The sequence below is a fragment of the Serratia sp. CY76391 genome (assembly GCF_052166695.1).
Classification (GTDB): Bacteria; Pseudomonadota; Gammaproteobacteria; order Enterobacterales; family Enterobacteriaceae; genus Serratia; species Serratia nematodiphila.
Genome location: NZ_JBJNOJ010000009.1, coordinates 152,778 through 178,074, shown reverse-complemented (window position 1 = coordinate 178,074; position 25,297 = coordinate 152,778). Strand labels below are relative to the sequence as shown.

Annotated in this window: 21 protein-coding genes and 1 tRNA gene; 12 read left to right on the top strand and 10 right to left on the bottom strand. The window is 60.7% G+C overall.

From position 1 onward, the window contains the following. Positions 1-37: 37 nt before the first annotated feature. On the top strand, positions 38-1,432 hold the full coding sequence (gene selA, locus ACJ8PN_RS17950; RefSeq protein WP_171453109.1) for an L-seryl-tRNA(Sec) selenium transferase: 1,395 nt from the start codon (positions 38-40) through the stop codon (positions 1,430-1,432). Further along, entirely contained in the window at positions 1,429-3,285 is a 1,857-nt protein-coding gene (gene selB, locus ACJ8PN_RS17945; RefSeq protein WP_171453110.1) for a selenocysteine-specific translation elongation factor, read from the top strand. Before selA ends, selB begins: the two co-directional genes overlap by 4 nt. Here the strand turns inward: selB and ACJ8PN_RS17940 are convergent. Then, the gene (locus ACJ8PN_RS17940) at positions 3,275-4,186 is read right to left on the bottom strand and encodes a LysR family transcriptional regulator (protein WP_351108067.1); all 912 of its coding nucleotides are present in this window, start codon (positions 4,184-4,186) and stop codon (positions 3,275-3,277) included. The two genes, selB and ACJ8PN_RS17940, sit on opposite strands and share 11 nt — an antisense overlap. A gap of 121 nt (positions 4,187-4,307) precedes the next feature. On the opposite strand from ACJ8PN_RS17940, the gene ACJ8PN_RS17935 reads away from it, so the two are divergent. Next, positions 4,308-4,934, top strand: a complete 627-nt coding sequence (locus ACJ8PN_RS17935) for a LysE family translocator (protein ID WP_171453112.1) — start codon at positions 4,308-4,310, stop codon at positions 4,932-4,934. Between the two features lie 53 nt (positions 4,935-4,987). Here ACJ8PN_RS17935 and ACJ8PN_RS17930 read toward each other — a convergent pair whose 3' ends face one another. Further along, positions 4,988-6,235 carry an MFS transporter gene (locus ACJ8PN_RS17930; RefSeq protein ID WP_074055725.1) on the bottom strand — a complete coding sequence of 416 codons (1,248 nt, stop codon included), beginning with the start codon at positions 6,233-6,235 and terminating at the stop codon, positions 4,988-4,990. 217 nt (positions 6,236-6,452) lie between these two features. Here ACJ8PN_RS17930 and ACJ8PN_RS17925 point away from each other — a divergent pair, with 217 nt between their 5' ends. Next, positions 6,453-7,445, top strand: a complete 993-nt coding sequence (locus ACJ8PN_RS17925; RefSeq protein ID WP_171453113.1) for an acyltransferase — start codon at positions 6,453-6,455, stop codon at positions 7,443-7,445. Here ACJ8PN_RS17925 and ACJ8PN_RS17920 read toward each other — a convergent pair. The 4 genes from ACJ8PN_RS17920 to ACJ8PN_RS17905 form a co-directional block, all read right to left on the bottom strand. Next, positions 7,440-8,363 carry a GlxA family transcriptional regulator gene (locus tag ACJ8PN_RS17920; RefSeq protein WP_351108060.1) on the bottom strand — a complete coding sequence of 308 codons (924 nt, stop codon included), beginning with the start codon at positions 8,361-8,363 and terminating at the stop codon, positions 7,440-7,442. The genes ACJ8PN_RS17925 and ACJ8PN_RS17920 overlap by 6 nt on opposite strands. Before the next feature lie 2 nt (positions 8,364-8,365). Further along, positions 8,366-8,917, bottom strand: coding sequence for an isochorismatase family protein (locus ACJ8PN_RS17915; protein WP_351108057.1), 552 nt, complete (start codon positions 8,915-8,917; stop codon positions 8,366-8,368). Between the two features lie 100 nt (positions 8,918-9,017). Continuing rightward, positions 9,018-10,406, bottom strand: coding sequence for an amidohydrolase family protein (locus ACJ8PN_RS17910; protein ID WP_171453115.1), 1,389 nt, complete (start codon positions 10,404-10,406; stop codon positions 9,018-9,020). Positions 10,407-10,536: 130 nt separating this feature from the next. Next, positions 10,537-11,391, bottom strand: coding sequence for a LysR family transcriptional regulator (locus ACJ8PN_RS17905; RefSeq protein ID WP_171453116.1), 855 nt, complete (start codon positions 11,389-11,391; stop codon positions 10,537-10,539). A gap of 126 nt (positions 11,392-11,517) precedes the next feature. Between ACJ8PN_RS17905 and ACJ8PN_RS17900 the strand changes: the two genes are divergently transcribed. The 3 genes from ACJ8PN_RS17900 (at position 11,518) to ACJ8PN_RS17890 (ending at position 14,328) form a co-directional block, all read left to right on the top strand. Further along, the gene (locus ACJ8PN_RS17900; protein ID WP_434093375.1) at positions 11,518-12,717 is read left to right on the top strand and encodes a cyanate transporter; all 1,200 of its coding nucleotides are present in this window, start codon (positions 11,518-11,520) and stop codon (positions 12,715-12,717) included. Between the two features lie 75 nt (positions 12,718-12,792). Then, positions 12,793-14,136 carry an esterase-like activity of phytase family protein gene (locus tag ACJ8PN_RS17895; RefSeq protein WP_351108052.1) on the top strand — a complete coding sequence of 448 codons (1,344 nt, stop codon included), beginning with the start codon at positions 12,793-12,795 and terminating at the stop codon, positions 14,134-14,136. Positions 14,137-14,233: 97 nt separating this feature from the next. Then, a tRNA-Sec gene (locus tag ACJ8PN_RS17890) sits at positions 14,234-14,328 on the top strand. Positions 14,329-15,265: 937 nt separating this feature from the next. Here ACJ8PN_RS17890 and ACJ8PN_RS17885 read toward each other — a convergent pair. After that, positions 15,266-16,054: a MipA/OmpV family protein gene (locus tag ACJ8PN_RS17885; protein WP_253718502.1), complete on the bottom strand. Its 789-nt coding sequence runs from the start codon at positions 16,052-16,054 to the stop codon at positions 15,266-15,268. Positions 16,055-16,181: 127 nt separating this feature from the next. On the opposite strand from ACJ8PN_RS17885, the gene ACJ8PN_RS17880 reads away from it, so the two are divergent. The 3 genes from ACJ8PN_RS17880 (at position 16,182) to ACJ8PN_RS17870 (ending at position 18,723) form a co-directional block, all read left to right on the top strand. Continuing rightward, positions 16,182-16,880 (top strand): response regulator, encoded by a 699-nt coding sequence (locus ACJ8PN_RS17880; protein WP_351108048.1) that lies wholly within the window; start codon positions 16,182-16,184, stop codon positions 16,878-16,880. Continuing rightward, positions 16,877-18,070 (top strand): sensor histidine kinase, encoded by a 1,194-nt coding sequence (locus ACJ8PN_RS17875; RefSeq protein WP_351108045.1) that lies wholly within the window; start codon positions 16,877-16,879, stop codon positions 18,068-18,070. Before ACJ8PN_RS17880 ends, ACJ8PN_RS17875 begins: the two co-directional genes overlap by 4 nt. Positions 18,071-18,210: 140 nt before the next feature. Beyond that, positions 18,211-18,723, top strand: coding sequence for an Mpo1 family 2-hydroxy fatty acid dioxygenase (locus ACJ8PN_RS17870; RefSeq protein ID WP_351108042.1), 513 nt, complete (start codon positions 18,211-18,213; stop codon positions 18,721-18,723). A gap of 65 nt (positions 18,724-18,788) precedes the next feature. Here ACJ8PN_RS17870 and ACJ8PN_RS17865 read toward each other — a convergent pair whose 3' ends face one another. Both ACJ8PN_RS17865 and ACJ8PN_RS17860 read right to left on the bottom strand, forming a co-directional pair. After that, entirely contained in the window at positions 18,789-18,959 is a 171-nt protein-coding gene (locus ACJ8PN_RS17865) for a hypothetical protein (protein WP_162837995.1), read from the bottom strand. Positions 18,960-19,346: 387 nt separating this feature from the next. Beyond that, positions 19,347-20,447 carry an alkene reductase gene (locus ACJ8PN_RS17860; protein WP_171453130.1) on the bottom strand — a complete coding sequence of 367 codons (1,101 nt, stop codon included), beginning with the start codon at positions 20,445-20,447 and terminating at the stop codon, positions 19,347-19,349. Positions 20,448-20,811: 364 nt separating this feature from the next. Here ACJ8PN_RS17860 and ACJ8PN_RS17855 point away from each other — a divergent pair, with 364 nt between their 5' ends. Then, positions 20,812-21,978 (top strand): MFS transporter, encoded by a 1,167-nt coding sequence (locus ACJ8PN_RS17855; protein ID WP_351108039.1) that lies wholly within the window; start codon positions 20,812-20,814, stop codon positions 21,976-21,978. 32 nt (positions 21,979-22,010) lie between these two features. Here ACJ8PN_RS17855 and ACJ8PN_RS17850 read toward each other — a convergent pair whose 3' ends face one another. Continuing rightward, entirely contained in the window at positions 22,011-22,760 is a 750-nt protein-coding gene (locus ACJ8PN_RS17850) for an NAD-dependent epimerase/dehydratase family protein (protein ID WP_171455012.1), read from the bottom strand. A gap of 661 nt (positions 22,761-23,421) precedes the next feature. On the opposite strand from ACJ8PN_RS17850, the gene bglF reads away from it, so the two are divergent. Then, positions 23,422-25,284 (top strand): PTS beta-glucoside transporter subunit IIABC, encoded by a 1,863-nt coding sequence (gene bglF, locus ACJ8PN_RS17845; protein WP_082997377.1) that lies wholly within the window; start codon positions 23,422-23,424, stop codon positions 25,282-25,284. Positions 25,285-25,297 lie beyond the last annotated feature (13 nt).

Here is a 25,297-nt window from a genome sequence, read left to right as displayed (position 1 = left end):
GCTATGCCGATACGTTTAAACTGAAAACCGAGCGACCATGAGCACTGAATCCCACCTTCTTTACAGCCAACTGCCCGCCATCGACCGCCTGCTGCGTGAACCCGCGATTGAACCGCTGGTGGCGCAGCATGGCCAGACGCTGATCGGCGAACTGCTGCGCCGGCTGCAGGCCCAGGCGCGCGACGCGATCAAACAACGGCAACGCTTGCCGGCCTGGTGCGGCGACTGGCCGCAGGCGCTGCGGGCCGAGCTGGCCCGGCAGCAACGCCCGGCGTTATTGCCGGTGTTCAACCTCAGCGGCACCGTGCTGCACACCAACCTCGGGCGCGCCCTGCTGGCGCAGCCGGTGAAGGATGCGGTGAACGCGGTGATGGGGGAGGCGGTGACGCTGGAGTACGATCTGGACGGCGCCGGGCGTGGCCATCGCGATCGGGCGGTGGCGGATCTGCTGTGCCGGCTGACCGGCGCGGAAGACGCCTGCATCGTCAATAACAACGCGGCGGCGGTGTTGCTGATGCTGGCGGCGATCGCCCCCGGCAAAGAGGTGGTGGTGTCGCGCGGCGAGCTGGTGGAAATCGGCGGCGCGTTCCGCATTCCCGACGTGATGCGCCAGGCCGGCTGTCAATTGGTCGAGGTCGGCACCACCAACCGCACCCATCTGAAGGATTACCGCCAGGCCATCAACGAGCAGACTGGCTTGTTAATGAAAGTGCACACGAGCAACTACAGCATTCAGGGCTTTACCGCGGCGGTCGACGAGGCCGAACTGGCGCAGCTCGGGGCCGAACAGGGCGTGCCGACCGCCACCGATCTGGGCAGCGGCTCGCTGATCGATATGGCGCAGTACGGCCTGCCTGCCGAGCCGATGCCGCAGCGGCTGCTGGCCGCCGGCGTCGATCTGGTGACATTCTCCGGCGATAAGCTGCTGGGCGGCCCGCAAGCCGGCATCATCGTCGGCAAAAAGGCGCTGATCGCCCGTTTGCAGCAGCACCCGCTCAAACGCGCGCTGCGCGTCGGCAAGCTGACGCTGGCGGCTCTGGAGGCCACGCTGCAGCTCTATCTGCAGCCGGAAAAACTGGCTGAGCAGCTGCCGACGCTGCGGCTGCTGACCCGCCCGCAGCAGGAGATGCAACAGGCGGCCGAGCGGCTGCTGGCGGCGCTGACGCCGCGGTTCACCGCCGATTTCGAGCTGCGCGCCGAACCCTGCTGGTCGCAGATCGGCAGCGGTTCGCTGCCGGTGGATCGCCTGCCCAGCTATGCGCTGACCTTCACGCCGCGCGACGGCCGCGGCGCGACGCTGGAAGCGCTGGCCGAACGCTGGCGCCGCCTGCCGCAGCCGGTGATCGGCCGCCTCGGCGACGGCAGGCTGTGGCTGGATCTGCGCTGCCTGGAACAGGAAGGGGCGCTGATCGCAGCGCTGAGCGCATCATGATCATCGCCACCGCCGGCCATGTCGATCATGGCAAAACCACCCTGCTGCAGGCGATCTCCGGGATCAACGCGGATCGCCTGCCGGAAGAAAAGCGCCGCGGCATGACCATCGATCTGGGTTACGCCTACTGGCCGCAGCCGGACGGCCGGGTGCTGGGCTTTATCGACGTGCCCGGCCACGAGAAATTCCTCGCCAACATGCTGGCGGGCGTCGGCGGCATCGACCATGCGTTGCTGGTGGTGGCCTGCGACGACGGCGTGATGGCGCAGACCCGCGAGCATCTGGCGATCCTGCGCCTGAGCGGGCGCCCGGCGCTGACGGTGGTACTGACCAAGGCCGACCGGGTGGAGGCGGCGCGTATCGATGAGGTGCGCGGTCAGGTGCGCGACGAATTGGCGCGCCAGGGCTGGCCCGATGCGCCGCTGTTCGTGACCGCAGCGGCGGCGGGCGAGGGCATCGAGGCGCTGCGCGCGCATTTGCTGGCGTTGTCGCCCGCTGAACATGCGCTGACGCGCCGTTTTCGCCTGGCGGTAGACCGCGCGTTCAGCGTCAAAGGGGCGGGGCTGGTGGTGACCGGCACCGCGCTCGGCGGCCGGGTGAAGGTGGGGGATACGCTGTGGCTGACCGGCGCCGACGCGCCGGTGCGGGTGCGCGGCCTGCATGCCCAGAATCAGACCGTGGAGCAGGCGCAGGCCGGGCAGCGCATTGCGCTTAACATCAGCGGCGATGTCGATAAAGAGCGGGTCGCGCGCGGCGATTGGCTGCTGGCGCAGCGTCCGCACGAAGCGGCGGAACGCATTCTGGTGGCGCTGGAGACGGATCGGCCGATCCGCCATTGGCAGCCGCTGCATCTGCACCATGCCGCCAGCCACATCACCGGGCGCATTTCTTTGCTGAACGACGGGCTGGCGGAACTGATCCTCGATCGTCCGCTGTGGTTGGCGCAGAACGATCGGCTGGTGCTGCGCGATATCGGCGCGCGGCAAACGCTGGGTGCGGCTCGGGTGCTCAGGCTGAATGCGCCCAAGCGCGGCAAGCGTCAGCCGGACTATCTGGCATGGCTGCAGGCCCTGGCGCAGGCGCAGGACGATGCGCAGGCGCTGGCGCTTGAATTGCCGCACGGCGCGCTGTCGCTGGCGGCGTTCGCCTGGGCGCGTCAATTGACGGACGATGGCCTGAACGAGCTGCTGGCGAACCGCGATCTGCTGATCGTCGGTGACCGGGCGCTGGCGCAGGATCAGGTGCAACAGGCGGAAAGCCGCCTGCTGCAGGTGCTGGCGGAGTACCACCAACAGCACGCCGATCAGCTGGGCTTAGGGCGCGCCCGCCTGCGGCGCATGGTTCTGCCTCAGCAGCCGGAAACGCTGGTGTTTATGATGATCGATCGGTTGCTGCGGGCCGGCGCGCTGCGCAATACGCGCGGCTGGCTGCACCTGCCGGAACACGGCCTGGCGTTCAGCGCCGAAGAGGCGCCGCTGTGGGCGCGCATCGAACCGCTGTTCGGCGACGAACCGTGGTGGGTGCGCGATCTGGCGAGCGAGCTGGGCGAAGAGGAGAGCCGGGTGCGCGCGCTGCTGCGCAAGGCGGCTCAGCTGGGCCATGTGACGGCGGTGGTGGTGGATCGCTACTACCTCAGCCGACGCATCGATCAGTTCGCGGCGCTGATCCGCGAGCTGGATGCGGAGCGCGGGGGCGCCAACGCCGCCGATTTCCGCGATCGGCTCGGCGTCGGGCGCAAGCTGGCGATCCAGGTGCTGGAGTTCTTCGATCGCAGCGGCTTTACCCGCCGCAAGGGCAACGAGCATCTGCTGCGCGACGGCGGGTTGTTCGGCAGCGAGTCCCCTACCCGATAAATCTGACGGCGGCCCGGCTGACGTCGGGCGTTTGGGCGGTGAGAAACGCCTGTAAACGTTCGATCAGCGGCCGTTTTGCCGATTCTTCCGGCCAAACCAGATAGTAACCGTCGCCGGTGCGCACGGCGACGTCACAAGGCAACACCAATAATCCCTCCTCAATCGTCCGCAGGCTCAGCGCCAGATCGCCGATCGAGATGCCGTGCCCGGCGATGGCCGCCGCGTTGCCCTGTTCCAGCGAATCAAATACCTGGCCGCGCGTGAGATCGATCGGGGCCGCGATGCTGCTTTTCTGCAGCCAGCGCCGCCAGTCGCGCCGATCGGGCGAAGGGTGGATCAGCGGGCAGGCGGCGAGATCCCGCTGCCCGTCGGCGAGCAGCGCGGGGGCGCAAATCGGGATCAGCCATTCGTCGAACAGCTTGGCGGCGGCGGTATTGGCGCCAAAATGGCCGTTGCCGAGCAGGATGGCGCAGTCGTAGGGTTCGCTGAAAAAATCCACGCTGTCGATGTCCATCCAGACGCTGGCTGCCTGCACCTCGAACGCCTGCGCCGTTTGCCGGAACCGGCTCAGGCAGTCCAGCAGCCAGCGCAGGGTCAGGGTGGAGGGCGCCTTCAGCCGCAGCAGATCGCGGTGGCTTCTGAACAGCTCGCAGGCTTGCTCGATGCGGCCAAACCCTTGCTGCAGCTCGGCGGCGAAGATTTTCCCCTGCGGCGTGACCTCGATACGCGGGCCGTTGCGCTGGAACAGCCGGCAGCCGAAGTGCTGCTCCAGCGTTTTGATGTGCTTGCTGACCGCGCTCGGGGTGAGATGCAGCTCCTCGGCGGCCAGCGTGAACGAGCCGGTGCGGGCGGCGCTTTCGAAGGCGCGCAGGGCGTAAAGCGGCGGAAGGGAACTGGCCATCGCGGCGTCTCTAATAATGAGTCTGATTCACAGTAAACGACAGGATTACTCCTTTTTCAAGGCGGGGGCGGCGGCATGATAATGGCGCGACGCCAACTGACTGAATGTGAGTGAAATAAAGATGAACCTGTCGTTGCTGGCGGCGTATTTCGCCGCCATTTTGTTGCTGATCGCCGCGCCGGGGCCGGTGGTGGCGATGGTGGCCAACACCGCGGCGCGCTTTGGCGCCCGGCGTGCGCTGTTGACCGCGCTGGGCAGCAACGGAGCCTCCTTGTTGCTGATCGGCGTCGCCGCGCTGATTATCACCGGGCTGTTTGCCGTGGATATGCGCTTGCTGCAGTGGATAGGCCTGCTGGGTTGCCTGTTTATTGGCCGTATGGCGATCGTCTCGCTGTATGAGGATTTATCCGCGCGAGCCCCCGATGCGCAGCCCGTTGCGCCGCCGCAAAAACGCTCGGCGATCCTGAATGGTTTTCTGGTGGGCATCGCCAACCCCAAAGACATTATCTTCTTCGTCGCCTTTTTCCCGCAGTTCATCGCCGTTACCCCCTCGATCGGCGTCAGCCTGACGCTGCTGACCGCGCTGTGGGTGCTGGCGGACTTCGCCATTTTGCTGACCTATATCACCCTGCTGTCGGGAACGGCGCTGCAGCGCGCGCGGCGGGCGATCTCTGTCCTGTCGGCGTTGCTGTTGTTGGCGGTGGCGGTGGTGGGAGCGGGGTATGCACTGTGGGGGTTGCTAAGCTGAACCCGCATAAAAAACGCCGGTCGGGAAACCGGACCGGCGTTTTATCGTCGCGTTTACGCCGCGCCGTTCGGCTGAGGCGTGGGGTCGCCGTTGCGGCGTTTGGCGAGGAACAGCGCCACCAGCGTCAGCCAGCACAGGCCGCTGATGAGGTTGAACAGGTTGAACAGCCCGCTGCCGCCCCAGACGTAGGCGACCTTGGCCAGCTCGATGCCGATGGTGAACACCATCATGCTCAGCATGCCCATGGTGGCCGACACTGTGCCCTTGCTGACGTTGCTGGAGAACAGCGTCAGGCGGTACAGCCCGGCGTTGGCCAGGCCAATGCCGAAGGCGTACAGACTCAGGCCGGCGGTCATCCACAGGTAGGCGTGGCTGGAGAACTGGGTTGCCAGCGCGGCGATCAACAGCCCCAGCAGCATCGGGCCTGCGCCCAGCTTGATCAGGCGCTCCACGCTGTTTTTGCCGGTCAGGCGTGCCAGCGTCAGGTTGCCGAGGATCAGTGCGCCGAACACCGGGATCTGCAGCAGGCCGTAGTCCAGCGTCGACAGCGACTCGCCGCTGATCAGGATCACCGGCGACTGGGCGATCCAGGCCAGCAGCGGCAGGCTGGCGAAACCGATCGCCAGGGCGCCGCACAGGAAGCGGCGGTTGCCCAGCACCTGGCGGTAGTCGCGCCACAGGTTGGCGGCGGAAAACGCCTCGCCCTGCAGCGTGGCGGTTTCCGGCATCGCTTTCCACAGGCCGTAGAAGGCGATGGCCGCCAGCGCCGCAAACAGCACAAACATGCTCTGCCACGGCGCGACGTGGATCAGCGCCGCGCCGGCCAGCGGCCCGAGCAGCGGGGCGATCAGCGCCACGTTAGCCATCAGGGCGGTGATTTTGATGCACACCGCCTCCTCGAACGACTCCTGGATGGTGGCGTAGCCGACCGCGCCGATAAAGCACAGGCCGATACCCTGCAGGAAACGCATGGCGATAAACTGCTCGATGGTGGTGACCAGCAGGATCGCCAGGCAGGAGACGATGAAGAACGCCACCCCGGCCAGCATCACCGGGCGACGGCCGCGGCGATCCGACAGCGGCCCTAGCAGCCACTGCAGGAAAATGCCGCCGGCCAGATAGGCGGTCATCGAGGTGGGCACCCACTCTTCGCCGGCGTTGAAATCCGCCACGACGGCCAGCATGCCCGGCTGAATCATATCGTTGCCGATATAGGTGGCGAACTCGAACAGCACCAGACAAAGAGGGAATAAAAGCGCCTGTCGGCCCAAACGTGCCGCAGGTGGTAATGTCGTTTTCATATTATTGTACTGATAGTAAAAGAGAAAAAGGAACTGCCAGGGCGGGAAGCGCAAACTGAGCGAGTTGTGGCGGCTATTTTGCCGCCAATTGTTCACCTTCGCAATCATAAGGTGTTGTTTAAGTGCATTCTGATATTTCGCTTTTGGGTTGTCGCCGAACGCCGTGCCCGATAACCTCTTCTTAACATATCAATATGACACAAGATCGGGCGAGCGTTTGAGCGAGAAAATCGGCTGGATAGACAACCTGCGGGCGATGGCGTGCATGATGGTGGTGATGATCCACGCCACCACCTATTACGTCACCAACGGCGTGGCGATAGGGTTGCACAACTGGGATATCGCCAACGTGCTGAACTCACTGTCGCGCGTATCGGTGCCGCTGTTCTTCATGATTTCCGGCTACCTGTTCTTCGGCGAAAAGAGCGCCGGCCGGCGGCATTTCACCCGCATCGCCTGCTGCATTCTGTTCTACAGCGCCATCGCGCTGATCTATATCGCGGCCTTCACCAAGATCGGTTTCTGGCCGTCGCTGCGCGGCATCCTGCAAAAGCCGGTGTTTTACCACCTGTGGTTTTTCTACGCCATCGCAGTGATTTACCTGCTGTCGCCGCTGATCAGCGTCAAACCGGTGTCGCGCCGCTATCTGGCCGTCGCGCTGGTGGTGTTGGCGGCGATCGCCAACCCGAATACCGACAAGCTGGCCTTCGGCAACGCGCACCTGCTGCCGGTTAACCTGTATATCTACGGCGATACCTTCTACTACCTGCTGTATGCGTTGGCCGGACGGGCGATTGGCATGATGGAGGCGCGCGGGCGCGCCGTGGGCTGGTTGGCGGCGTTGGGATTTGCGCTGTGCGTGGCGCTGATCGCGCGCGGCACCAAGCATCAGCTGTTCATCAACGGCAACTTCGCCGATACCTACTACATCTACAGCGGCCCGCTGGTGTTTATGGCGGCGGTGGCGCTGCTGGTGTGGGTGAAACACTGTCTGCCGCAGCCGATCGGCTGGCTGAGCGTATTTTCCCGCCATTCGCTGGCGATCTACGGTTTTCACGCCCTTATCGTCAACGTGATGCGCAATCGGCACCTGGATTTTACCGGCCACCCGCTGCTGGATATCTTCTGGGTGTTCGGCGTGGCGCTGGGGGGCAGCCTGCTGCTGTCTGTCGGCCTGCAGCGGCTGGATACCCGCCGGCTGGTGTCATAGCGGCGAGCGCTGGCGCTGCTGGGCGCGGCGCAGCTGCCGCCCGGAAGAAAAACCGGCCGCCAGCGCGGCCTTCTCCAACCCATACCCTTGCTGCAGGCGCTGTTGCGCCACCGCCAACCGCAGCTGCTCATGATATTCCCGTACGCTGATGCCGACGTGGCTGCGAAACAGCCGCGCCAGATGGCGGCTGCTGACGTGCGCCTTCTCCGCCACCTGCGGCACCGGCCAGTCGGCTTCCGGCTCGGCGGCCATCACGTCCTGCGCGCGGTGCACCGCCGGGTGCAGGTGGTTGCGGTAACGCAGCCAGGGCGACAGCTGCGGATCGTCGCCGGCGCGGCGGAAATAAACCACCATGTCGCGTGCGACGTCGCGCGCCCGGCCGGAGCCGCAGTGGCGGTGGACCAGGTGCAGCGCCAAATCGATGCCGGTGGTGATGCCCGCGCTGGTATAGACGCCGCGGTCTTCGACGAAGATGCGGTTCTCTTTCACCTGCGCCGCCGGCGCCTGCAGGCGGATGCGTTCGATGACGTCGTGGTGGGTGGTGCACTGATAGCCGTCGAGCAGCCCGGCCTGCGCCGCCAGCAGCGCGCCGGAGCAGATGCACACCAGGGTGATGCGCTGCCGCTGCAGATCGGGCCGCAGCGTCGCCAGCCAGCGGCGGGCCTGCTCGGCCTCTTCACCGGCGAAATAGCGCTGCGAATCGCCGACGCCCGGCAACACCAGAATGGCGCCGTCTTCCAGGCGTTCGGGCAACGGCTGCAGGCCGCTCAGCGTCATGCCGATGGAGCAGACGACCTGCGGCGCCGGGCTGAGGTAACGCAGGCTGAACGACCCGGCGAGGCGCAGGGTTTCCGCCGGGCCGCTGACGTCGAGCGACAGCACGTTGGGCAACAGCAGAAAATAGACGGCCTGCGACATGGTTACTCCTGTGCGAGTTGCGCCAGCGCCTCATCCACGCTGGCGATGCGGGCGAAACGATCGACCAGTACGGCTTCAGTATGCCGCTTCAGCTGCGCGGGGGTAAAGACTTCACCGTCGGGATGGCGCATCGGGAAGGTCAGCGTCGCCTCGGTGACGAAGGTCACCCGATAACCGAGATCGGACGCCACCCGGGTGGTAGTTTCACAGCACTGTTCGGTGCGGATGCCGGAGATGATCAGGTGGTTGATATCCCGCTCGCGCAGCCAGGCGTCGAGGCCGGATTCGGTCAGCGCATTGTGTACATGCTTATGCACGGTGATATCCGCCTGGTGGGTGAGGAACGGCAGGCGCTGCACGTGGCCCGAAGCCAGCGAGAACGGCCCCTGCGGCGAGACGTGCAGCACGTCGACCAGCGCCGCGCCGCGTTGCTGACAGCCCGCGATCAGACGGGTCAGCGCCTGTTGAAACGCCGGCAGATCGTCCTCCTGCCAGAATGGACGGTGCTGGAATGATTGCTGGACATCGATGATCAATAACGCGCTCTGTGACATTTTCGGCCCTCCGCCAGTGTGTGTAGCGACCATATTGCGCCGCTCATTACTCTGGCAGAAGGCCAAAAACGGCCATCATGATGACAACAGCGGACCGGCCTTAAGCTTTGCTCACCTGGCCGGCCACCAGGCGCCCCTGATGGAAGGTGGCGCTGCGCGCCGGCAGGCGGGCGACCGCCTCGGCGGAACAGCTGGCGTTGACCAGCACGAACTCGGCGGCATCGCCGGCTTTCGGCCAGGCGCGCTGGCCCTTATCGTCCAACGGCAGCACGCCGCCGGTGGCGATGGCCATGGCGCGCGACAGGTGATACTCGTCGGAGCCGCGGTACAGCTGGGCGTACAGGTTGGCCTTCTCCAGGATGTCGCCGGTGCCGAACGGCGACCAGTGGTCGATCACGCTGTCGGTGCCGGTCATCACGAACACCCCTTTCTCGCTGAGCTGCGGCAGCGGCATCATCAGGCTGCCGATCGGCACCGTGGAGGCGATGGTGATCTGCTGCGCCGCCAGCCGGGTGGCGGTTTCCGCCAGTTCGCCCGGCGTCAGCGTGGTCAGGGCGAAAGCGTGGCTGATGGTGACCTTGCCGCGCAGCGCCGGATTTTTCTCCACGGTGGCGATCATGTAGTTGATGGCGGCGACCCCGGCCGGGCTGGTTTCATGCAGGTGGATATCCACGCCTTTGCCGGTATCGAGGGCGATCTGGAACATGGCGTCCAGCGATTTCTCCATCGCGCCGTCGACGTTGGTCGGATCCAGCCCGCCGACGTACTGCACGCCCATCTGCATCGCTTCGCGCATCAGCGCATCGACCCTGGAGTGCAGCAGGCCGTGCTGCGGGAAGGCGACGATTTCACAGCTGAAGTCCGCCCGGTGGTTTTCCAGCGCGCGCTGCAGGTGCTCCAGGCTTTTCAGGCCGCTGACCGGATCGATATTGCAGTGGCTGCGCGCCACGGTGCTGCCTTTGGATTGCAGCAGGGCGATCAGATTTTCCGCCCGCTGCTGCGAGGTGGGCAGCAGTTTCGGGATCAGCGTCTGCTCCAGCGCGATCATGTCCATGATGGTTTTGCCCTGGCGCGGGCGCGGCGCCTGCCACGGGCCGCTGTAGAAGGTTTTGTCCAGGTGGATGTGCATATCGCGAAACGCCGGCAGCAGCAGCTGGCCCTGCGCCTGATAGCGGGGCACGCCGGCGGGCAACGCGGCGTTGGCGGCGTGAATGGCGGCGATCTTGCCGTCTTTGATCTCAAGCGTGTACAGCGCGGTGCGGGTGCCGATCACCGTGTCGCCGTCGTATTCAAAGCCGTCTTCCAGCCGCACCTCGCTCAGGCAGTAGTGGCGATCGGTCAGGGTCATCGGCGTTGGCGCACACGGCTCGCCGCTAGGCGAAGCGGCCTGCGCCATGCCGCCTGTCAGGCCGATCACCGCGCAGGCGGTGGTAAGTTTGCCGGTTTGGCTGAGGAAGGCTCTGCGGCCCGGTTGTTGAGGGTTTTCCACGTTCGGTTCCTTAATCCAGAGGTGAGGTGGGTGAAAACATCCCCCAATTTAGGAGAGGAAGCGGCCGGTTGGCAGCGACATTTGCCACTGGTGACTATTCGATTTGGTAATGACCGGCGTCCACCGGCGTTTATATCAACCCGCAAAACACCGTCAGCCGCTGGGCCAGCGCCAGCGTGGCGGCGGGGGCGCCGTCTCGGTAGTAGAGCGCCAGTTCGAAGCTGTCTATCGGCGGCAATCCTTCGGCCGCGCCCAGCACCCGGTGCGTGGGCAGACGGCAGCCGGCCGGCAGCAGGGTGACGCCCAGCCCGGCGGCGGAGGCGGCGGTCAGCGCCGCCAGGCTGGCGCTGCTGTAGCCGATGCGCCAGCGTTTGCCGAGGTTGTCGAGCGCCTGGCACAGCTCGTCGCGGTACAGGCCGTTCAGTGGAAATACCGCCAGCGGCACCGGCGATTGCTCAATGGCCGGGAAGGCCAGGCTGTCCAGCCACAGCAGCGGTTCCGGCCGCGCGGCGCGCGGCGGTTGCCGGCGGCGCTGCTTCACCAGGATCAGATCCAGCTCTTCACGCGCGTAGGCGCTGTGCAGATCGGCGCTCAGGCCGCTGGCGACGTCCAGCCGCAGGTGCGGGTGCTCGCGGCTGAATTCCGCCAGCAGCCCGGTGGTGGGCACGGCGAAATCCTCCGGCATGCCGATCCGCAGTACGCCGTCGCGCCAGATGCCGGTCAGCGCATCGTGGGCTTCTTCATTCAGCGCGATAATGCGGCGCGCGTAGCTCAACAGCTTGACGCCTTCTTCGGTCAGCAGCACCTGATGCGAGGAACGCTCAAACAGCGGCTTGCCCAGCATCTCTTCCAGCCGGCGCACCTGCTGGCTGACGGTGGACTGCGACAAAAACACCCGCTCTGCGGCGCGGGTGAAGCTGTTGCTGTCGCACACGGCGACGAAGCTGAGCAGCAGCTGCGGATTGAACATCGGGTAACGATTCATTTTCCCACTGTTGGCTATTTTATTATTTAATTTCCCAATACTAGCGGCGTTGCCTACAGTAACGCAACGCTGCGGCGATCGCGCTGTGACGCCGCACTCTTCATTTTGCAGTACCAGGAATATACCTTGTTAAATCATTCTGTTAATTCACCTTCTCCACGCCGCTGGCTCAACCCTCTGTTGCTGGCGCTGGTGTTGATCGGCCTGAACATGCGGCCGCTGTTGACTTCGATCGGCCCGTTGCTGCCGACGTTGCGCCAGGCCACCGGGCTGAGTTTTGGCGGCGCGGCGCTGTTGACCACGCTGCCGGTGCTGATGATGGGTCTGATGGCGCTGGCGGGCGGCGCCATCAACCGACTGTTCAGCGAACGCAGCGCCGTGGCGTTGAGCCTGCTGGCGATCGGGCTGGGCGCGCTTTGGCGCGAACTGGCCCCCGGCAGCGTGCAACTGTTAATGAGCGCGGTGCTGGGCGGGCTTGGCATCGGGGTGATCCAGGCGGTGATGCCCGGCATCATCAAGCATCACTTCCTTAAAAGCATGGCGCTGGTGGCTGGGCTGTGGTCGGCGGCGCTGATGGGCGGCGGCGGGCTGGGTGCGGCGATCACCCCATGGCTGATGAGCGCGGGGCATGACTGGCACAGCGCGCTGGCCTGGTGGGCGTTGCCGGCCCTGGTGGCGCTATTGGTCTGGTGGCCGGTCAGCCGCGGGCTGTCTCGCCTGGGCGCGGCGGGCGAACACCGTGGCCCAAGCCTGCTGCGCAACCGGCGCGCCTGGCTGCTCGGCGCCTATTTCGGCCTGATCAACGGCGGCTATACCAGCCTGATCGCCTGGCTGCCGCCGTATTACATGCAGCTTGGCTGGCAGCCGCAGGCCAGCGGTTCGCTGCTGGCGCTGATGACCTTCGGCCAGGTATTGGGCGCGTTGCTGCTGCCGGCGCTGGCGCGCAATCATGACCGGCGGCCGCTGCTGTTGCTGGCGCTGATGATGCAACTGATCGGCTTTATCGGCCTGATTTACCTGCCGCAAACGCTGCCGTGGCTGTGGGTGTTGGTTTCCGGGCTGGGGCTGGGCGGCGCGTTCCCGCTGTGCCTGGTGCTGGCGCTTGATCATCTGCACCAGCCGGCGGCGGCCGGGCGGCTGGTGGCCTTTATGCAGGGCGTCGGCTTCCTGCTGGCGGGCGTGACGCCCTACCTCTCCGGCCTGCTGCGCGACTACAGCGGCGGCTTCGTGCTGGACTGGCAGATCCACGCGCTGCTGGTGGTGGTGTTGATCGCCATTACCTGGCGCTTCCACCCGCACAGCTATCGGCGGGCGTTCGCCGAATAATATTTCTGTCATTGCCGCTCCCTATAGTGACGTTGCTTTTACTTCTGGGCGATAACAACGAAAAGGGACAATGACATGCACAACACCAAAACCCGGCTGGCGCTGCTGGTCGGCTGCATGGCGCTGAGCGCCAACCTGTGGGCCGAGGCGCAGCCGGTGCCGGCGACGCTGGCCGGGCATGCGCTGCTGCCGGTAAAATCCGCCGTTTCCACGCCGAAAGATGCACCGAGCGATCTGCAACAGAGCGGCAAATACACCAGCGGCAAACGCGTCACCGAGCTGGGCAGCGTGGCGGGTAAATCCGCCGATCGCCTGACCGGCATCGGCCTGCCGATCAACGGCCAGCCGCTGCAGGGCCACTCCGGCATCAAACACATGCCCGACGGCACTTACTGGGTGCTGACCGACAACGGTTTCGGCAGCAAGGCCAACTCCCCGGACGCGATGCTGTACCTCAACCACTACAAGATCGATTTCAAAGACGGCACGGTCGCGCCGCTGAAGACGGTGTTCTTGCACGATCCGGATAAAAAGGTGCCGTTCCACATCATCAACGAGAGCACCGAGCAGCGCTATCTGACCGGCAGCGATTTCGATCCGGAAAGCTTCCAGTTTGCCGACGATGCCTTATGGATCGGTGAAGAGTTCGGGCCTTACCTGATCAAGGCCGACCTGAACGGCAAGGTGCTGGCGGTGTTCGACACCAAAGTGGACGGCAAGGTGGTGAAATCGCCGGACAACCCGACGCTGACCCTGCCGGGCGCGCCGGACGGCAAACAGAACTTCCAGGTGGCGCGTTCCAAAGGCTTTGAAGGCATGGCCGCCTCACCGGACGGCAGCAAGCTATACCCGCTGCTGGAAGGGGCGCTGTGGGATGGCGAACAGTTCGAGAACGTCGGCGGCAAACGCTACCTGCGGGTGCTGGAGTTCGACGTCAAACAGCAGGCCTGGACCGGCCGCAGCTGGCAGTACGTGCTGGAAGACAACCAGAACGCCATCGGCGACTTCAACATGATCGACGCCACCCACGGGCTGGTGATCGAGCGCGACAACGGCGAAGGCACGCCGGATAAAGCCTGCGCCGCCGGCGCGCCAACCGACAACTGCTTCAGCCAGGTGGCCAAGTTCAAGCGAGTGTATAAAATCGCTTTCTCGGACGCCAACGTCGGCAAACCGGTCGAAAAACTGGGCTATATCGACCTGATGAACATTCAGGATCCGAACAAGCTGGCGCGCAAGCCACTGAACGACGGCGTGCTGACCTTCCCGTTCTTCACCATCGAGAACGTGGACGTGGTGGACGCCAACCATATCATCGTCGGCAACGACAACAACTTCCCGTTCTCCTCCAGCCGCCAGCCCAATATGGCGGATGACAACGAGTTCATCTTGCTGGACGTGAAGGATTTTCTGAAGTAGCGCTCCCCGGCCGCCGAATCGCCGGCGGCCGCCATTTCCCGCTTAGCGCAGCGAACAAACTGCGCTATAATCAGCGCCTTGCTTCCCTCTTCTCCAAGGAAGATCCTCGTCCCCGGTGGGGCGGCCGGACTTCAAATCCGGTTGGGGCCGCCAGCGGTCCTGGGCAGGTTCGACTCCTGTGATCTTCCGCCAATCAATGTCTCTCTTACTCTTCTGTGTTAGCCGAGGTCTGTGGCATAAATGACCGCCCACCTAGATGGATATGAGATCTTGCAGCCAGACAATGGGATTGTCTGGCTGTGCGGGGATTATGCGACTACTTATTGAATAGATGTGTGCCGATGGATAAACAGCCGCTGAGTAAAAAAATGGATGACAGAATAGAAATGTAAATGAGTGACTTCATTCAGGCCTCTGACGGTTAGAAAAGCGAAACGCAGCCGGATAACGCAAGCGTTGATGATAGGGTTAAAAGGTAATAGGCAATCTTTATAAACATAAATTCATCCTGTTTTACTGGGTTACCACTTTCGGTTTGATTGTGTTCGTTACGTTCTGTAAAAATAACTAGCTGATATTTAATCCGGCTATCCGGGTGTGAAAGACCGGAGTATTTTCACTTTGGCGCCATGTTGAGCGTTTCTTTGCAGTGGATTGACAGTGGGTTGATGATTTTTTGGCATGCTTTCCTTTTTGGTGAATAAACCATTCAAGACAGTTAAGCTGTAATGAGGAAGGCCATCGTGAAAACCATGTCGTTAATTTTTTTACTGGTATCAATATTCATCACCGCGATTCATTGTCATGAAAGGCCATGCTCCGGCATTCAAAGCGGTATTGCCATACTCGGCAACGGAGCAGGAGCAATAACCTGTGATTTCAAGTCATGCTCTTCTCATGATCTACCGCAATGCGTTAATGCCCCCAGGTTTTATATATTCAAACCGTTACTAAAACGTTTGAAAGCCGCGTTAAAACCCCAGTTTTTAACTTCATCAGTCAAATTTCCTTGAATCGTCGGTTGAAGAGTAATGAAACTTTAATTACAGCAAGCTGTTGAGTGGGGAATATTTAAAGTCCCATTACTCTTCTGAACATCACTTTGCGGCTTCAGGTTTTTTGCACTGGCTTAGAACGTGTAGCTTATTGCCACGACGCCCGTTGTCCCCTCCTTTTGTTTTACGATAGGGCTATCAGCGGCATTATCCCCCAGCCAGGTATGGTTAATACCAACCCATCCACCCCAGTTTTCGTTAAATTGATGCGCCCACGTCAGGCTTACGTCGGTGCCGTAATAACCGCCCGAGCTGTTATAAGGAGAGTAACCCGAATTAGCGCTTTGCGTGCTGGTCACGCCGTACCAGGTGTTCATATAGCGAGAGTCTGCAAATAATGCGCTGATTTTTAGCGCGACGGTATCCTCCTCATCCAGAACAGGAATGAAATCGACGGAGGTCGCGTAAGATATCCCTTGGCCATCACTCAGCGGCAGGGTGGCTTTTCCCTCTAAGACCAACCATGGCGTTACCGCCCATCCCAAGGCTAAGCCAGTGTTAACGGTTGCTGAAATATCTCCCATGCCTTTCAGCGCGTCAGAGCCTTTACGCCAACCTGAATCTTCATCGGTTCGCCCAGAATCATAGCCTATCGTTGGAATGAAATATAAACCGTTCTCGCTTTGGAAACGAAAACCAGCACCATTCATTGAATCGACAAAAAAGTTATCCTGTTGGAAATGAAATTGCGGTGCGGCTCCCCAGGTTTGTTCATTTGAACCACTGTATTTTGGCGATGATACCGCACCAAAACTTACGGTAAATGCCGTTCCACTTTTCTCGTTATCACTTGCATAGCTGGGGGAAATACTGGATATTATCAGCAGAGCCAACGTATTTTTAATCATTTTACTTTCTAACATTATGAGCCTCTTTATTATGTGTATCGGTATGATAAGACTGTTCACGCAAGGCGGAGTATGCCGATGATTTGTCAATTAACCGTCAACGAATAATCAATAAATAGCGAAGATCCTTCAGGGGGATGAGATGCAAAATAAACGGGTTCTAGTCATCGAAGACGATGTCGATGCGGCAAATGTGCTGGAGGCTTATCTTAAGCGTGAAGGTTATCAGGTCGCGGTGGTGGGAAATGGGCTGATGGGTTTAAATACGGCGTTGAGCTGGAAGCCCGATCTCATATTATTAGATGTGATGTTGCCTGATATGAATGGAACTGAAATCCTGGCGGCGCTCAGGCGCAAGGTGAATACGCCGGTTATCATGATCACGGCGATGGGGGAGCCTCATGATAAAATTGGCGCTCTTCGCTATGGTGCGGATGATTATATTGTTAAGCCTTATAATCCTGGCGAAGTTATGGCTCGCGTGCAGGCGGTGTTAAGGCGAAGCGGCGGAAGTCAGCTGGCTGGCGAAGAAATATTGCGCTGGGAAAGGCTCGAACTGGATATCGCTAATATGGTGGCGAGGGTGGCAACGAGCGCGAGCGGCGCTCTCACGCTGGATTTAACATTAACCGAGTTTTCCCTGCTCGGCACGTTGATGAAAGCCTCAACGAGGCCGTTAAGCCGTCAGTTTTTGCTTGAAAAATGTTTACCTGAAAGCGATGCGCTCGAAAGAGTGGTGGATACGCATGTTTATAATTTAAGACGGAAGCTTGAAGCGGCAGGCGTTGATAACGTGATTTTTAATGTGCGCGGCGTCGGCTATAGGTTTTGCAAATCATGAAAAGGAAAAATAAATCTCTTTTGTTTTGGGTGTCTGTTCGCATCGTCATCGTCGCCATCGTGACGCTTTTTACCATTATTCTGGCGATGTGGGGCATTTTTGCTGCCCAGTATTTTTACGTCATTCATGAAATGCCGGCATCGGTTTACGAAAGATTCTTGGTGCTGCGAGAGAACCCCAGCCTGGACATAGAGGCGTTCCATCAGATCGTCGATACGTATTGGGGGCTGGATTACAGCACGCCTTCGCTGACTTCTTTAAATTGGGGATGGCTGCTTATTTTTCTGATCGTCGTCGTTCCATTGATAACGTTAATGTGCGTGCGCATCGCACGCCCTCTTACTGCCCAATTTCGCAATCTCACCGACGTTGCGGAAACCGTGGCTCGGGGAAATTTTAAGCACGAAGCCGAGCTGGTTCAGGCGTGTCCTGATGAAATCATCAGGTTCTCGATAAACTTCAATGAGATGGTCAATAAGCTCGCTTTATACGAACGCGAAATAAAAGCGTCGCATGTGGCGTTGGCCCATGAGTTGCGTTCACCGTTGACCGGGGCTATGGGCCGCCTTCAGGGCATGATAGACGACGTTTTTCCTGCGAGTCAGGAACAGCTGAATATGGTGATGACGCAATTAAAAAATCTGAGTTACCTTACCGACGATCTGTATTTCCTCTCTCTGGCCAGTGCGGGCCAACTGAAATTAAGTAAAAACGTTTTTACTATCAATAGCGTGTTAAAGGAGAGGGTGGCTTGGCTCAAACCTCAGTTGGAGGCTGCGGGCATGTCCATCTCTATCGAGGAGGGCGGGCCGCTTCATTTTATTGGGGATGAATTCAGACTCGGCCAAGTATTCAGCATACTAATCGAGAATATGCTTCGTTATTGCAGCCAGGGCGATCGAATGTGCATTCGTCTCGAACAGACCGCGCAGGAAATCGTGTTGGCGTTTCAAGATACGGGGCCTGGCGTTGCACAGGATTATTTGCCGCAGATGTTTGAGCGTTTCACTCGTGGTGAAACGTCCCGCGCGCGCGATTCCGGCGGCAGCGGCCTCGGGCTCTCCATTGCGAAGGCGATTTGCGCTGCCCATCACGGAACGATAACAGCCAGTCTGCCGGCCGGCAAAGGGCTGTTAATCACCATAAACTTGCCCCTGCCGGCGCGGGGGGGCGCCAGCAGTAGAGGGTAATGGTTTACGTCACAGCCAACATTTTCGCCGAGCGCGTTTCGGTGGCGCTTGCTGCCATTCGTATCGTCTATGATCTAAGCACTGGGCTCGTTGCGGCTGCGCGCGTTCGGCGACGAAGGCCGCACATACCGGAGGTCAACATGCGAAGTCTGGAAGATCACCTTGCCGCTTATGCCGCCTATCACCGCGATGCGCGCAATATCGCCACGCATTTTATCGGCATCCCGCTGATCGTCATCAGCCTGCTGGCACTGCTCTCCCGGCCGGCGTGGGGCGCGGGAGGGCTGCCATTTTCGCCGGCCTGCGCGGCGGTTATCGTCTCGGCGCTCTATTACCTGCGGCTGAACCTGCGCCTTGGCATCATGATGCTGGCGTTGCTGCTGCTGTGCCTCGTGTTCGGCGCCTGGGTGGCGTCGCTGTCGACGGCGGCGTGGTTGAGCATCGGCATCGGCGGCTTCGTCATCGGCTGGCTGTTTCAGTTTGTCGGGCATTTCTGGGAGGGGCGAAAACCGGCGTTTATGGACGACGTGACGGGCCTTCTCATCGGCCCGCTGTTCGTGCTGGCGGAAGCCTGCTTCCTGGCCGGCGGGCTGCGCGAACTGCAGCGGAACATCGAAATGCGTGCGGGCAAGGTGCGCAATGGGAGGGCATGAAATAAGGAGTCAAGAGGATTTTTCTGCGAGGCCCCTTTTGGAAAAAGAGGCCTGAAGATGACGGGTTATGCGTATTGGATCAATTTCCAGGTGACTCCTTTACCGCCATAAGGCGGCATGATATTGCCTTTAGCGATTGGCGCTGTAGTTGAGGGTTTGCCAACCACTTCCCAAACGCCGCTTTCCGGGCATTTCTGTCCTGTCGTGGCTGTAGTGCCAATAGGTGATTTAGACATAAGATCTTTCCTTAATCAATGCAGCGCCACAGTAGCGCTGTTCAGAAAGATATTTACACGTTCGTGTATATATTCAACCCTATTCGGTCAATACAGACTATGTGTTTAAATCTCCACTTAATATTGTTTTTTACGTTTTCATTTTCTTTTTTTTTCATTGTTTTTATTTCAACTTATATTGTTTTTGTATGTTTTGTTTTTTTGTATTCTAATAAAAAATTGCAATGAAAATATTTAATTTATTATTTTATATTTAAGGTTTTAGATTTCTTTTTTTATTTATCGTGCGGACACTGAAAACCTGGGTTATGTCGCTTATTCAGAAGAGCGCTGTTTACCAAGCCAGCGAAGCCCCCCGCACTTGCAGGCTCGGGGGGCTGAACATATTTACCCGATCGCCGGGTAATCGGTGTAGCCTTCCCGGCTGCCGCCGAAGAATTTCTCTTTGATGGGGGCATTCAGCGCCAGCCCGTGTTGCAAACGGTGAGGCAGATCCGGGTTGGCGATGAACGGGCGGCCGAAGCCGATCAGATCCGCCCAGCCTTTGGCCAGCGCTTCTTCAGCGCGTTCACGCGTGTATTTGCCCGAGTAAATCAGCGTGCCGCGGAAAATCAGGCGCAGTGATTCTTTGAACGCCGCCGGCATCACCGGGGCGTCATCCCAGTCCGCTTCGGCGATGTGAATATAAGCGGTGCCGATATCGTTCAGCACGCTGGCCGCCGCCAGATAGGTGGCTTCCGGGGTATCGTCCTGCGAGCCCATCAGGGTGGTCAGCGGCGCCAGGCGCACGCCCAGTTTCTCTTTGCCGATGGCGTCCGCTACCGCCTGCGCCACTTCCCGCAGGAAACGCAGGCGATTTTGCAGTGAACCGCCGTATTCGTCGTCGCGCTGGTTTTCCCGCGAGTCGATAAACTGATTGATCAGATAGCCATTCGCGCCGTGCAGCTCTACGCCGTCGAAACCGGCGGCGATGGCGTTGCGGGCCGCCTGAGCGTAGTCATTGACGATCGCCGGAATTTCTTCCCGCGTTAAGGCGCGCGGTGCGGAGTGTTGCACCATTTCACCCACGCCATGTTCCGGCCCGCGGCCTTCGACATCCACGAACACCTTGACCCCGTCGGCCTGGATGGCGGAGGAGGAGACCGGCGCGGCGTGGCCAGGCTGTAAAATGGTATGCGACACGCGGCCGACGTGCCAAAGCTGCGCGAAGATCTTGCCGCCGGCCTGATGTACGGCGTCGGTGACTTTTTTCCAACCGGCGATGTGTTCCGGGGTGTAAATGCCGGGCGTCCAGGCATAACCCTGGCCCTGCTGGCTGATCTGCGTGCCTTCGCTGACGATCAGCCCGGCGCTGGCGCGCTGGGCATAATATTCAGCCATCATGTCGGTGGCGACGTCGCCGGCGCCGGCCCGAGAGCGGGTCATGGGCGGCATGACGATGCGATTGTTCAGCGATAAACCGTTTAAAGAATACGAGTCAAAAAGCATGGCGCTTCCCTCTGTGTGAATGGGGCCGTAGGGCATTGATGTTTTACTGAGGCCATTATATTTCGTCGTTTAATTCTAAAAACGCGCACAATAACAAAACACTTTTGCTCTGTGTTCAATAGTTGCGGTAGCGGCCGGCTTGCCGCAGGTGGCGGGAATGAACCCGATGTGCGCTCGGGCGACGGCGGCTATTGCCTGTCGGCGCGTGGTTGAGATAGAGTCGGCAGCTGTTTTTCCCCACGATTTTTAACAAAATCGCAAAAGTCTTTTAGCCTCCCGCCTGCTTATCTTTGGTGTGATCAATGTCATACTTTTGGCATCTTAACTTTCCCGCGCTTCGGCAGCGGTTAACCGGAGTTGTTGAATGAAAATTAACTTTCCCTTATTAGCCCTGGCGGTGGGGGCGTTCGGCATCGGCACGACCGAGTTTTCCCCGATGGGGTTGCTGCCGACCATCGCCAAAGGGGTGGACGTCTCCATCCCGATGGCCGGCATGTTGATCAGCGCCTACGCCGTTGGCGTGATGGTCGGCGCACCGCTGATGACGTTGCTGCTTTCTCACCGGGCACGCAGAAGCGCGCTGATCTTCCTGATGGCGATCTTTACTCTGGGTAACGTGCTGTCGGCGGTTGCGCCTGACTACACCACCCTGATGCTGTCGCGCATCATCACCAGCCTGAACCACGGCGCGTTCTTTGGCCTCGGTTCGGTGGTGGCCGCCAGCGTGGTGCCGAAGGAGAAACAGGCCAGCGCTGTGGCGACCATGTTTATGGGCCTGACCATCGCCAATATCGGCGGGGTGCCCGCCGCGACCTGGCTGGGTGAAACCATCGGCTGGCGCATGTCGTTCCTGGCGACGGCCGGGCTGGGCGTGATCGCCATGCTGGGGCTGTGGTTCTCGTTGCCGCAAGGCAGCGCCGGCGCGCGTCCGGATGTGAAACGCGAGCTGTCGGTATTGGTGCGCCCGCAGGTGCTGTCTGCCTTGCTGACGACCGTGCTGGGCGCGGGCGCGATGTTCACGCTCTATACCTATATCTCGCCGGTGTTGCAGCACATCACCGATGCGACACCGCTGTTCGTGACGGTCATGCTGGTGTTGATCGGCGTCGGTTTCTCCATCGGCAACTACCTCGGCGGCAAGTTCGCCGACCGCTCCGAAAGCGCGACGCTGAAAGGTTTCCTGTTGCTGCTGGTGGTCATTATGCTGGTGATCCCGTTCCTGGCGCGCAGTGAAATCGGCGCCGCAGTCAGCATGGTGATTTGGGGCGCGGCGACCTTTGCCGTGGTGCCGCCGCTGCAGATGCGCGTGATGCGTGTCGCCAGCGAAGCGCCGGGGCTGTCGTCTTCGGTCAATATCGGTGCCTTTAACCTGGGCAATGCGCTGGGCGCCGCTGCCGGTGGCGCGGTAGTCTCCGCCGGGCTGGGATACAGCTTCGTGCCGGTGATGGGGGCGATTATTGCCGGATTGGCGCTGTTGCTGGTGCTGTTCACCCACCGTCAGGCCGAAAAAGTGGCCTACGCCAACGGTTAAACGATAACGTGCGGCGGGGTTCCCCGCCGCGCTCACTCAAAGCCGAGCAGGCTGAACGCATCGTCCTGCGGGGCGTAGCCGAGCAGGCGACGGGTCTCTTCCAGCGACAAACGCGTATAGCGGTTATTGGAAACCCCGTGCACCACCGCATATTGCACCCCTGCGATACGAATGCAGCGATCCAGCAGATCGGCGGCGTCGCGATGGCTGAGAAACGCGCTCATGTCGCGGGCGCTAAGCTGTTCGCCCCGGCTCAGAGTGGTGAAGTTGGCGATGCGCACCGACAGGGCGGAAAGCCCCTCCTGATGGGCGAAATAGGCGGCGATGCCTTCGCCGAACGCCTTGCTGGCGCCGTACAGATTTTTCGGCTTCGGCGCGTCATCCGGGCGGATTTGATAATCGAGCGGGTAGCCTTCCACCGCCTGCGCGCTGCTGGCGAACACCACCCGGCGGCAGCCGGCGTCTTTCGCCGCGCGGAAGATATTGAAGGTGCCGAGAATGTTGTTGTCCATCAGCGAACCGCAAAAATCGGCGTCGGGAGCCGGATCGGCGGCCAGGTGCAACACGGTGTCGATATTGGCGCAGGCCTCACGGCAGGCGTCGAGATCGGCGATGTTGAAGCTGATGACCTCATCGCCGGGCCGGCGATCGCGCAACAGAGCGAGATCTCGTTCCGCCAGCCGCAATGCATAGCGATCGCCCACTGCCTGGCGAAACGCGGTGGCGACTCGGCCGCCGGCGCCGGTAATCAAAATCCGTCCTACATCAGTACGCAACACCATGGTGACTGTCATCCCTACTCTCGATTAAGCGTTGACCAGTAATAATCCCCCGTGTGATTTTTGTCTAGTTGTTTTAATTAGTTATTCTGATGTTTATTCGCCGTATTCAATTGCGCACGGTGATTTTTGCGTGGGTGAATATCGTGGGATGCTAACAATATTCGATGAGGTTTGGCGATGTATTTGCCTTAATGGCTGCGGATACTGCCAGAAAAGCCGATTGGCCGCTGGAAAATACGTGTTTCGCTTTAGCTTGATAGTGAATTATTAGGTTAGTTAATCTTATGTTTTTTTGGCGTAAAGCCGGGCGATACCCTCTAATCCCTCTCTATCGCTCGCGCGATATATCATCGGCGCAGTGATCCCGGTAGAGGGCGGCATGCATTATTTCGCGCATTTGAGGCCGTTTTGCCTTTGCGATCACAGTTCGGCAATTTGCCGACGCAAAGCCTTGCCCCGGCAAAATCCGCGGTGTTAACGTCATAACTCAACCGATTTAGGGTTGTTACTGCTACGGCAGGCAAAACCTAAACCTCGCGTTTCTGTTCCCCGATGGGGCAGAGGCCGCGAGGTTTAGGTTTTTTTTTGCGCCGAATTTCGCCTCAGCGCCAGGCCAGCGCGGGGCGGGGAGCGGCAGAACGCGAAGTCTAAGGATAACTGTATGAAATATGACACATTAGCCAGTGAGATTTTGGCCGGCGTCGGTGGCCGCGACAATGTGAAAAGCCTGGTGCATTGTGCTACCCGCCTGCGTTTCAAGCTGCGCGACGACAATCGCGCCAACGCGGCAGCGCTGAAGAAAAATCCGGGCGTTATCATGGTGGTGGAGAGTGGCGGCCAGTTCCAGGTGGTGGTGGGCAACCACGTGGCGGAGGTGTTCGACGCTGTCAATCGGGTCGGCGGGTTGGCCGAAGGCGCACCGAGCGACGACGCGGGCGGCAAAAAAGACAACCTGCTCAGCCGCTTTATCGATCTGGTGTCCGGCATTTTTACCCCGCTGCTCGGGGTGATGGCTGCTTCGGGGATCCTGAAAGGCTTCCTGGCGCTGAGCCTGGCCTGCGGCTGGCTGCTGGAGAGCGGCGGCACCTTCAAAATGCTGTTCGCCGCCAGCGACGCGCTGTTCTACTTCTTCCCGATCATGCTCGGCTACACCGCCGGGAAAAAATTCGGCGGCAACCCCTTCGTTACCATGGCGATCGGCGGCGCGTTGACGCATCCGCTGATGATAGCGGCCTTCGAAGCGGCGCAGCAGCCGGGCGCGGTGCGCGAGTATTTCTTCGGCATTCCGCTGACCTTCATCAACTACAGCTCGTCGGTGATCCCGATCATCTTCGCGGCCTGGGTGTCCTGCCGCCTGGAGCCGCTGTTTAACCGGGTGATCCACAGCGCGCTGCGCAATTTCATCACGCCGCTGCTGTGCCTGGCGATCACCGTGCCGTTGACCTTCCTGCTGATCGGCCCGGCGGCAACCTGGCTCAGCCACCTGCTGGCCAACGGCTATCAGAGCATTTACGCCTTTAACCCGATCATCGCTGGCGCCTTTATGGGGGCGATGTGGCAGGTATGCGTGATCTTCGGCCTGCATTGGGGATTGGTGCCGTTGATGATCAACAACCTGAGCGTGCTGGGGCGCGACACCATGGTGCCGCTGCTGTTGCCGGCGGTGATGGGGCAGGTCGGCGCCACGCTGGGCGTGATGCTGCGCACCCGCGACGCCAAACTGCGGGCGCTGTCCGCCTCGGCCATCGGCGCCGGGATTTTCGGCATCACTGAGCCGGCGGTGTATGGCGTCACGCTGCCGAACAAACGCCCATTCATCTTCGGCTGCATCGGCGGCGCGCTGGGCGGCGCGGTGATCGGCTACTTCCATACTTCGGTTTACTCGTTCGGCCTGGTGAGCGTGTTCACCTTCGCGCAGATTATCCCCGGCGGCGGCATTGACGCCACGGTATGGGGCGCGATCGGTGGCACCCTGCTGTCGTTCGTGTTCGCCGCGCTGGCCAGCTATCTGTTCGGCGTTGCGCCGGCGGAAGACGCGGCGCAGCCTGAAGCCGCCGCGCCGCTTAACCGTAAGCAGGCCATCCTCAGCCCGATCGCCGGCGACATCGTGCCGCTGGATCAGGTGAACGACGCGACCTTCGCCAGCGGTCTGCTGGGGAAAGGCGTGGCGATCGCGCCGCAGCAGGGGCGCGTGGTGGCGCCGGTCAGTGGCAGCGTGGCGTCGCTGTTCAAAACCAAACACGCCATCGGCATCGAATCGGACGACGGCGCGGAGATTCTTATTCACGTCGGCATCGATACCGTGAAGCTGGACGGGGCGCATTTCACCGCCCACGTGCGGGAAGGCGAGCGGGTCGCCCCGGGCGATCTGCTGATCGAGTTCGACCAGGCGGCGATCCAAGCCGCCGGCTATGACACCACCACGCCGATCATCATCAGCAACAGCGATGATTACGTGGACGTGTTGACCAGCGGCCTGTCTCCGGTGCAGGAACAGGCGCCGCTGCTGACTTTATTACGCTAATTGAGGAGCAAGC

Bases quoted from the DNA above. Each gene is read 5' to 3' on its own strand.
- selA (WP_171453109.1), top strand. From the start codon at position 38: ATGAGCACTGAATCCCACCTTCTTTACAGCCAACTGCCCGCCATCGAC.
- selB (WP_171453110.1), top strand. From the start codon at position 1,429: ATGATCATCGCCACCGCCGGCCATGTCGATCATGGCAAAACCACCCTG.
- ACJ8PN_RS17940 (WP_351108067.1), bottom strand. From the start codon at position 4,186: ATGGCCAGTTCCCTTCCGCCGCTTTACGCCCTGCGCGCCTTCGAAAGC.
- ACJ8PN_RS17935 (WP_171453112.1), top strand. From the start codon at position 4,308: ATGAACCTGTCGTTGCTGGCGGCGTATTTCGCCGCCATTTTGTTGCTG.
- ACJ8PN_RS17930 (WP_074055725.1), bottom strand. From the start codon at position 6,235: ATGAAAACGACATTACCACCTGCGGCACGTTTGGGCCGACAGGCGCTT.
- ACJ8PN_RS17920 (WP_351108060.1), bottom strand. From the start codon at position 8,363: ATGTCGCAGGCCGTCTATTTTCTGCTGTTGCCCAACGTGCTGTCGCTC.
- ACJ8PN_RS17915 (WP_351108057.1), bottom strand. From the start codon at position 8,917: ATGTCACAGAGCGCGTTATTGATCATCGATGTCCAGCAATCATTCCAG.
- ACJ8PN_RS17905 (WP_171453116.1), bottom strand. From the start codon at position 11,391: ATGAATCGTTACCCGATGTTCAATCCGCAGCTGCTGCTCAGCTTCGTC.
- ACJ8PN_RS17895 (WP_351108052.1), top strand. From the start codon at position 12,793: ATGCACAACACCAAAACCCGGCTGGCGCTGCTGGTCGGCTGCATGGCG.
- ACJ8PN_RS17885 (WP_253718502.1), bottom strand. From the start codon at position 16,054: ATGTTAGAAAGTAAAATGATTAAAAATACGTTGGCTCTGCTGATAATA.
- ACJ8PN_RS17880 (WP_351108048.1), top strand. From the start codon at position 16,182: ATGCAAAATAAACGGGTTCTAGTCATCGAAGACGATGTCGATGCGGCA.
- ACJ8PN_RS17875 (WP_351108045.1), top strand. From the start codon at position 16,877: ATGAAAAGGAAAAATAAATCTCTTTTGTTTTGGGTGTCTGTTCGCATC.
- ACJ8PN_RS17870 (WP_351108042.1), top strand. From the start codon at position 18,211: ATGCGAAGTCTGGAAGATCACCTTGCCGCTTATGCCGCCTATCACCGC.
- ACJ8PN_RS17865 (WP_162837995.1), bottom strand. From the start codon at position 18,959: ATGTCTAAATCACCTATTGGCACTACAGCCACGACAGGACAGAAATGC.
- ACJ8PN_RS17860 (WP_171453130.1), bottom strand. From the start codon at position 20,447: ATGCTTTTTGACTCGTATTCTTTAAACGGTTTATCGCTGAACAATCGC.
- ACJ8PN_RS17855 (WP_351108039.1), top strand. From the start codon at position 20,812: ATGAAAATTAACTTTCCCTTATTAGCCCTGGCGGTGGGGGCGTTCGGC.
- ACJ8PN_RS17850 (WP_171455012.1), bottom strand. From the start codon at position 22,760: ATGGTGTTGCGTACTGATGTAGGACGGATTTTGATTACCGGCGCCGGC.
- bglF (WP_082997377.1), top strand. From the start codon at position 23,422: ATGAAATATGACACATTAGCCAGTGAGATTTTGGCCGGCGTCGGTGGC.